This window comes from Nonomuraea cypriaca (genome assembly GCF_015645445.1).
In the GTDB taxonomy this organism is placed as follows: Bacteria; Actinomycetota; Actinomycetes; order Streptosporangiales; family Streptosporangiaceae; genus Nonomuraea; species Nonomuraea cypriaca.
Genome location: NZ_JADOGI010000368.1, coordinates 1 through 7,283, shown reverse-complemented (window position 1 = coordinate 7,283; position 7,283 = coordinate 1). Strand labels below are relative to the sequence as shown.

Below are 7,283 nucleotides of genomic sequence, written 5' to 3'. Positions count from 1 at the left end.
CTTCGGGAGCGGGGCGGGGGGGTTGGTCACTGGTACGGGCCAGCCGATGCATCCCAGCGTCGCCGTGGTAAGGGTGTTGGCGGTGCCGGCGTTGGGGGCGACTTCGCGCAGACGGTCGATCATGGCGGTCATCTCCTTGCGGTCGGCGAAGCGCGGCCAGTCCGTGCACTCCGTGACACCTGTGGACTGGTCGGGGTAGCGGGCACCGCGGGCCGGTACGAAGTCCGAGGCGTCGCCCTTGGCGGCCTTGCGGATCGCCTGGGCGAGGTCCGGCCAGGCCGCTGAGCCTTGGCGAGCTCGGCCCACGGCGAAGGACTGCAGGTCCTGGGACTTGTAGGCGACGTTGGCGGTCTTGGTGGGGATGGGGGCGCGGTCCGCGCGGGCGATCAGCGCGCGCCAGAGGCCGGGCACGTCGGGGCAGTCGTTCGCGGCGCACCAGGTGAAGAAGCGTCGCAGGAACCGCTCGTTGGACTTGGCCATCTCCACCGCTTCGCGGGTCCAGTCGGCGGGGCTGTGGTTCACGGTGCCGTCGAGGACCATCGTGCGGATCCGGCCGGGGAAGAGGCGCGCGTAGGCCTGGCCGTACAAGCCCGCGTAGGAGGCGCCGTAGTAGTTGAGCTTGTCGCCGCCCAGCGCCTTTCTGATCGCTTCCATGTCTCTGGCCTGGTCCGCCGAGCTCATGTGGGCGAACAACTCGGGGTCCTTGAGACGGCAGGCCTCGGCGTAGCCGCGGTTGGTGTCGGACAGGCGGCCGAGGTCGGCGTCGTCGCGCGGGAAGTCGGGGATGGGGACGCGGGTCCAGGCGCACCGCAGGCCGGTGCTGAGGCCCTGGAACTGCTCGCCGTAGCCTCGGGTGTCCCACGTGATGACGTCCATGCGTGCGCGCAGGTCCGTCCACCAGCCGGAAGCGGACTGGGTGAGGGCGACGCCGGGGCCGCCGGGGCCGCCATAGGCCACCAGGACCGAGCCTTCCGACGTGCCGGTGGACCTCAGGCGGCCCAGCTTGAGGGTGATCTTGGGGCCGTCGGGCTTGGACCAGTCGACCGGGACCTGCAGGTCTCCGCACTCCATGCCGATCTTGTCGCCGGGGCAGCGGACCCACTCCTCGACGCTGGGCTCCGGCCGCGCCTCACCAGTGGCCGACCGCGCTCCACCAGTGGCCGGCCGCGCGCTGACAATGGCGGCCCGGGCGCCGGCATCGGCCTGCTGGATGTCGGCGGTGGGCTGCTGGACGCTCGTGCTGGGCGGGTGGGCAGCGGCGTTGACGGGCCGTGAGCTCGCGGTGACGGGTGGGGAAGTGGCGGTGGCAGGTCGGGCAGTGGCGGTGGCCGGTGGGGCGTGCAGGCCGACGCTGAGGAGGGCCAAGGTGATGGTGAGGGGCTTCAGCATGCGGATCAGGATCCCGGAGCCGGGCCTGCGGGCGCGTCGGACCATGGTTTGGTTTTGGCGGGTGGGGAGTCCTACCAGGGGTTGTCAGACTCTGGGTGCCCGGCAAGGGATCAACTACCGGCCGCCCGGATGCTCATGCTGGTCATCGTGTGAGCAGCGTGGTGCTCGACGGCCCGGGGGCCGCGGGCCGTTCAAGTGTGGTGCTCGACGGCCCGGGGGACCTCCCCGGGCCGTTCAAGCGCGGTCAGCCCAGCGACTTCTTGAGGAAGTCGACCTGGAGGAGCAGCAGGTTCTCCGCCACGGTCTCCTGCGGCGTCATGTGCGTCACCCCGGACAGCGGCAGCACGTTGTGCGGGCGACCCGCCGCGAGCAGGGCCGACGACAGCCGGAGCGTGTGTGCGGCCACCACGTTGTCGTCGGCGAGGCCGTGGATCAGCAGCAGCGGACGTTCGAGCTTGGCGGCGTCAGAGAGGAGCGAGGAGTTCTCGTACACCTCGGGCTGTTCATCCGGATGGCCCAGGTATCGCTCGGTGTAGCACGTGTCGTACAGTCGCCAGTCCGTCACCGGCGCCCCCGCCACGGCCGCGTGGAACACGTCGGGACGCCGCAACACGGCGAGCGCGGCCAGGAAGCCGCCGAACGACCAGCCGCGAATGGCCACCCGCGTCAGGTCGAGGTCGTCCGGGTACTGCTCGGCCACCCCGTGCAGGGCGTCGACCTGGTCCTCGAGCGCCGGTGTCGCCAGGTCGCCCCGCACCGTCCGCTCGAACGCGGGACCCCGTCCCGGCGTGCCACGGCCGTCGGCCACGATGACGGCGAAGCCCTGCTCGGCGAACCACTGGCTCTCCAGGAACGCGCCGCGCCGGTTGAGCACCCGCTGCGCGTGCGGGCCGCCGTACGGGTCCATGAGGACCGGCAGCCTGCCCGAGCCCTGCTCGTGCCACGACGGCAGCACCACGGCGGTGGACAGCTCGCGGCGTCCTGAACGGCCGAGCGAGACCCGCAGCTCGAGGCCGGGACGCTCGGCGTACGAGGGGATCGGGATGGTCATGCCGTCACGGCGTACGACCGTGGTCGACACGCCCTCGGCGTCGAGGCTCTGCTCGGACAGCACGCCGACACCACCTGCCATCCGCCCGGAGAACACCCCGGAACGGGTCGACACGGGCAGCAGTGAGTGCCCGTCCCAGGTCCACAGCTGGATCTCGGTCGGATCGCCGCTCGCGCCGAACAACACGCTGTCGTGATCGACGTCGAGCACGGCCCGCACCTGCAGGGTCGGCGGCGTGACCGCGCGGTCGCCCACGAACAGCCGGTGACCGCCCTCGGACGAACCCACCCAGACCAGCGAACCGTCGTCGAGGTGCGCGGGCACGCCCGCGACGATGCCGACCCAGGCCGGATCGGCGTCCTCGCGCACCAGCGTGCCGACGCCGGTCGCCGGGTCGACTGTGAACAGCCGCATCGTCCTCTGGTCGCGCGTCAGCGTCACGATCGACAGCGCGTGGTCGTCCCAGGCCGCCGTCGTGAGATATTCCTCGTCGTACGGCACCGCCACCCGCGACCCGTCGAGCCCCAGCACGAACAACTCGGTGACCGCGTTGGGCGTGCCGGCGGCCGGATAGCGCTGGGCCGTCGCGGGGCGGTCGGGATTGGCCGGGTCGGCGATGTGCCACACCTGGACGGGGCTCTCGTCCGCGCGCTCGACCAGCAGCGCGTCGCTCGACGGCGCCCACCAGTAGCCGCGCATCCGGTCCATCTCCTCGGCGGCGATGAACTCGGCCAGCCCGTACGTCACCGTCTCCGACTCCGGCACGGCCAGCGCGCGATCCTCGCCCGAGAAGAGGTCCTGGACGCGGAGGGCGCCCCCAGTGACATACGCGACCTGTCGCCCGTCAGGCGACAGGCGGGGATCGATGACCGCGCCCGGGGTGTCCAGCCGGCGCGCCTGACCGCTGGACAGCTCGACGACGTGCAGACCGCCGGACAGGGCGAAGCAGGCCCTGGTCACGTCGGTGTCGGTGGCGTAGGCCACCACGCCCCCGGCCGCCTCGCGGCTGCGCTCGCGCCTGGCCCGCTCCTCCGGCGGCAGGTCCTCCTCGTCGCCGTGGAGCGCGCGCGGGTCGACGACCAGGCGTTCGACGTGCGTCTCCGTGTCGAGCTCCCACAGGCAGGTGACGGGGTCGGTGCCCGATCGCGTGCGCAGGAAGACCACCCGGCCGCCGTCCGGGGAGATCGTGAAGCTCCTGGGAACCCCGAGGGTGAATCGACGGGTCCTGGCGGACAGGCGCGGGAAGCTGTCACTCATGGGGCCAATCCTGCCAGTAATGTGCCGTTGTTACGCTCATGGCTATGACTGATCGACGGCTGCTGCTCGTACACGCTCATCCGGACGACGAGTCGATCGGCACCGGCGCGACCATGGCCAAATACGTTGCGGAAGGCGCCCACGTCACCCTGGTGACCTGCACCTTGGGCGAAGAGGGGGAGATCATCCCCGGCGACCTCGCCCACCTGGCCGCCGACCAGGACGACGCGCTTGGCCCGTACCGGATCGGTGAGCTCGCCGCCGCCTGCCAGGCGCTCGGCGTCGAGGACCACCGCTTCCTGGGCGCGGCCGGACGCTGGCGCGACTCGGGGATGATGGGCGTCGCGACCAACGACCACCCGAAGGCGTTCTGGCGCGCCGACCTCGACGAGGCGGCGGGCGAACTGGTCAAGGTCATCCGAGAGGTACGCCCTCAGGTGCTCGTCACGTACGACGACAACGGTTTCTACGGACATCCCGACCACGTCCAGGCGCACCGGGTTTCGCGCAGGGCGTTCGAGCTGGCCGCGAAACCGGGCTTCGGCGAGGGCGAGCCGTGGCAGATCGCGAAGTTCTACCACACGGCGGTCGCCAGGTCCGTCATGCGCCGCGCGGAGGAGGCGCTGCAGGCGGCCGACGTCGACTTCATCACGGAGAGCGTCGACGACATGTCCTTCGGCAGCGCGGACGAGGACATCACCACCGAGATCGACGCGCGCCCCTGGATCGGCAACAAGCTCGAGGCCATGCGCGCGCACGCCACGCAGATCAGCGTCGCGGAGCCGTGGTACGCGCTGTCCAACAACATCGGCCAGGAGGTGCTGGGCGTCGAACACTTCACCCTGGCCATCGGGGTGCCCGGTCCGCCCGTGCCCGGCCCCCCCGTCGAGGCCGGCGGGCTCGGCGAGCCGCACAACCGCGAGAACGATCTCTTCGCGGGCATCGACTAATCTCCATCCATATGGAACAACGCAGCCAGGCCGAGTCGGCGCTGGGTGGGGCGGCGTACGGCATGCTGTTCGTGCTGGGCGTCGCCATGGCGGTCGTGGGCGGATTCACCCACCCGGCCTGGCAGGTCGGCCCGATCCCGGCCTCGGCGACCCTCTGGGTGCTGGCCCTGTTCGGGGTGTGCGTCGGGGCGGGCAGGATGATGCGCGCCCGGCTCGGAGCCATCGTGACGGCGATCGGTTGGGTGCTGGTGACGATGCCGTTCACGCTGCAGCTCGGGCCCGGGGACCTGGTGATCGCCCAGGGCGCTCCCGGTTACATGTACCTGTACGGGAGTTTGGTGGCGCTCGTGGCGGCGTACCTGCTTTCGCCGTCCTCCGGCGGAGGATCATGGCTCATGCACGGGTATACACCGCAAGAACCCGACGTAAAGTGATTTGCGTGCATTTTATCGAGCGGCCTGTGGACCCGGACACGTATCGCCAGGTCGTCGGCCGCTTCGCCACCGGAGTGGCGATCGTCACGACCCGGCTCGGTGAGGTCGATCACACGATGACCGTCAACTCCTTCACCTCCGTCTCCCTCGACCCTCTTCTCGTGCTGTTCTGCGCGGAGAAGCTGGCCCGGTTTCACGACGCGGTGATGGAGTCGCGCGTTTGGGGCGTTTCTGTGTTGCCCGCCGCGATGGAGGATGCTTCGCGGTTCTTCGCCCATCGGGGGCGGCCTCTGAACGGCCAGCTCGCTCGGTGGCCACATCACCGGGGGGAGTCGGGGGTGGCGTTGTTCGACGGGGCGATCGCCACCGTGGAGTGCGTCACCACGGCCGTTCACGACGGTGGGGACCATTCGATCGTGGTGGGCGGCGTGACGGCCCTTGGTACGCCCTTAGATGGTGAGCCACCGCTTCTGTACCACGAGGGCCGCTACAAGACTCTGTAGGGCTCTTCGCGCGAGGCGCCTGCTTTCACCCGGGGTTAGGTCCAGCCCAAGGACGCGGGTCGGGCGCGGATGAGTCGGGCCAGGCCGTTCTGGCCTGGCCCGATCACTTGTTCGCGTGGACTACTGCGCCGGAGCGCTGGGGGATGGGGATTCCGACGGCGTGGTGGTGTCCGTCGGCGTCACCGTCTCCGTGGGAGGAGCGGTGTCCGACGGGGGCACGCCGTCCGTCGGGGTCTCCGTGGGGACGAGCGTCGGAGGCTCCTCCGATGGCGGCGGACAGGTGGGGATCTCCGTCGGGCTCACCGTGGGGGACACGGTGTCCGTCGGGGTGTCCGTCGGCACGTCGGTCGGGGTCACGGTCGGTGTATCAGTCGGCGTCTCAGTGGGAGCAACAGTTGGGGACTCCGTCGGAGTCGGAGTCGGGGTTTCGGTGACCGGTGGGCTCGAGGTGATCGGCGGCGACTCGCTGGTCGTCGTCGTGGGCGTGGCGGTGTCCGTGGGGACATCCGTCGGGGTGTCCGTGGGGACGTCTGTCGGAGGCACACTCGGCTGACAGGTGAACGTCACCGTGGGGCCCGGCTCGATGATCGTCACCGTTTCCCGCTCGGTCACCGTGACCGTCGGGAACGGGGTGATCTCGATCGCCGCCCGCCCTCGCTTCTTGTACGTGCCCAAGCCGAGCCGCTTCGTGGACGTGCCTTCGCCCGCGGTGACCGGGATCTCGGCGCTGACCGTCTTACAGGACCTGCCCTTGCACACTCTCTGCTGCACCGAGAAGAGGGCGCCTCCGTCGTATCCGATGGAGATGTTCAGGTACGAGACACCTCGCCGTTTGACCACCTTCGTACTGGCGTCATATTCCGGATCGGTGGGCGTCTCAGTCGGAGTCGCCGTCGGGCTCGACGTTGGAGTCGTCGTCGGAGTCTCTGACGGGGGCGGGGTCGTGGTCGTGGTCGCTGATGGAGGCGGTGTGGTCGGGTTGTTGGCTAAGACCACCTGCGCGTTGAGGGGGTTGTCAGTAGATCGTTGGGGATCGGTCGCTGACGTCTGGGTGATCGCGATCCCGCCGGCTCCAGCCAGTACAGCGGTGCCGAGCAGCGCGCCCAGGAGGGAAAATCTCATAATCCTGCTCTTGTGGGAGATTTCAGGACCCTGGTCATTATTCCGACTTGTCAAGATTGGTCAAGACTGAGACGCATGGACAGGCGCTTCCGGTTCCGGCGTGCGGCAAACTACTTCAATCTCGCCACGCCGCTCGGTCTGCTGCTCTCGATCATCGGTGGCACGACTCGCCGATCCGGCCCCAATGGGCTCATCCTCGCCTTCGGCTACCGCTACCGCTTCCCCGTCGCGGGGGCGTTCACCGTGGGAAACGTCGTCCTGACCAAGTGGCACTCCCTGGACGACCGGCTCATCCTGCACGAAGGCCGCCACGCCACCCAGTGGGCCTGGTGCGTCGGATTGCCCATGCTGCCGCTCTACCTGCTCGCCATGCTCGTCTCGGTCGTGGTGTGCGGTCATCAGGCTTCGTACAACGTCTTCGAACGGCTGGCCGGCCTGGACGACGGCGGCTACCGCCGCGCACCCCTGTGGTGGCGCCGGCCCCGAAGCGGCACCTGACACACACCACCTGAACGACACGCGACGTACGTCTCCTGAGGCATCCCGGGTGCTTGGGGGTTGTCAGGAGGGTGGGGTC

The 7,283-nt window shown here is 69.7% G+C and carries 8 protein-coding genes; 6 read left to right on the top strand and 2 right to left on the bottom strand.

Annotated features, from left to right (window positions below; all coding sequences use genetic code 11):
• Nucleotides 1-1,389 (bottom strand): alpha/beta fold hydrolase (locus tag ITP53_RS52695; protein WP_195903023.1); only part of this gene is annotated, 1,389 nt, incomplete at its 3' end.
• Between the two features lie 244 nt (nucleotides 1,390-1,633).
• On the bottom strand, nucleotides 1,634-3,697 hold the full coding sequence (locus ITP53_RS52690) for a S9 family peptidase (RefSeq protein ID WP_195903022.1): 2,064 nt from the start codon (nucleotides 3,695-3,697) through the stop codon (nucleotides 1,634-1,636).
• Between the two features lie 44 nt (nucleotides 3,698-3,741).
• On the opposite strand from ITP53_RS52690, the gene mshB reads away from it, so the two are divergent.
• From mshB to ITP53_RS52660, 6 genes are all read left to right on the top strand, one after another.
• Nucleotides 3,742-4,647: an N-acetyl-1-D-myo-inositol-2-amino-2-deoxy-alpha-D-glucopyranoside deacetylase gene (gene mshB, locus ITP53_RS52685; RefSeq protein WP_195903021.1), complete on the top strand. Its 906-nt coding sequence runs from the start codon at nucleotides 3,742-3,744 to the stop codon at nucleotides 4,645-4,647.
• An 11-nt stretch (nucleotides 4,648-4,658) separates the two neighbouring features.
• On the top strand, nucleotides 4,659-5,081 hold the full coding sequence (locus ITP53_RS52680) for a DUF6113 family protein (protein ID WP_195903020.1): 423 nt from the start codon (nucleotides 4,659-4,661) through the stop codon (nucleotides 5,079-5,081).
• A gap of 5 nt (nucleotides 5,082-5,086) precedes the next feature.
• On the top strand, nucleotides 5,087-5,584 hold the full coding sequence (locus ITP53_RS52675) for a flavin reductase family protein (RefSeq protein WP_328818676.1): 498 nt from the start codon (nucleotides 5,087-5,089) through the stop codon (nucleotides 5,582-5,584).
• Nucleotides 5,585-5,699: 115 nt separating this feature from the next.
• The gene (locus ITP53_RS52670) at nucleotides 5,700-6,137 is read left to right on the top strand and encodes a hypothetical protein (protein WP_195903019.1); all 438 of its coding nucleotides are present in this window, start codon (nucleotides 5,700-5,702) and stop codon (nucleotides 6,135-6,137) included.
• 3 nt (nucleotides 6,138-6,140) lie between these two features.
• Nucleotides 6,141-6,776 carry a hypothetical protein gene (locus tag ITP53_RS52665; RefSeq protein WP_195903018.1) on the top strand — a complete coding sequence of 212 codons (636 nt, stop codon included), beginning with the start codon at nucleotides 6,141-6,143 and terminating at the stop codon, nucleotides 6,774-6,776.
• A gap of 5 nt (nucleotides 6,777-6,781) precedes the next feature.
• Nucleotides 6,782-7,204, top strand: a complete 423-nt coding sequence (locus tag ITP53_RS52660) for a hypothetical protein (protein ID WP_195903017.1) — start codon at nucleotides 6,782-6,784, stop codon at nucleotides 7,202-7,204.
• Nucleotides 7,205-7,283 lie beyond the last annotated feature (79 nt).

What these genes read in the sequence shown, in the direction of transcription:
- ITP53_RS52690 (WP_195903022.1), bottom strand. Translation starts at nt 3,697, where the DNA reads ATGAGTGACAGCTTCCCGCGCCTGTCCGCCAGGACCCGTCGATTCACC.
- mshB (WP_195903021.1), top strand. Translation starts at nt 3,742, where the DNA reads ATGACTGATCGACGGCTGCTGCTCGTACACGCTCATCCGGACGACGAG.
- ITP53_RS52680 (WP_195903020.1), top strand. Translation starts at nt 4,659, where the DNA reads ATGGAACAACGCAGCCAGGCCGAGTCGGCGCTGGGTGGGGCGGCGTAC.
- ITP53_RS52660 (WP_195903017.1), top strand. Translation starts at nt 6,782, where the DNA reads ATGGACAGGCGCTTCCGGTTCCGGCGTGCGGCAAACTACTTCAATCTC.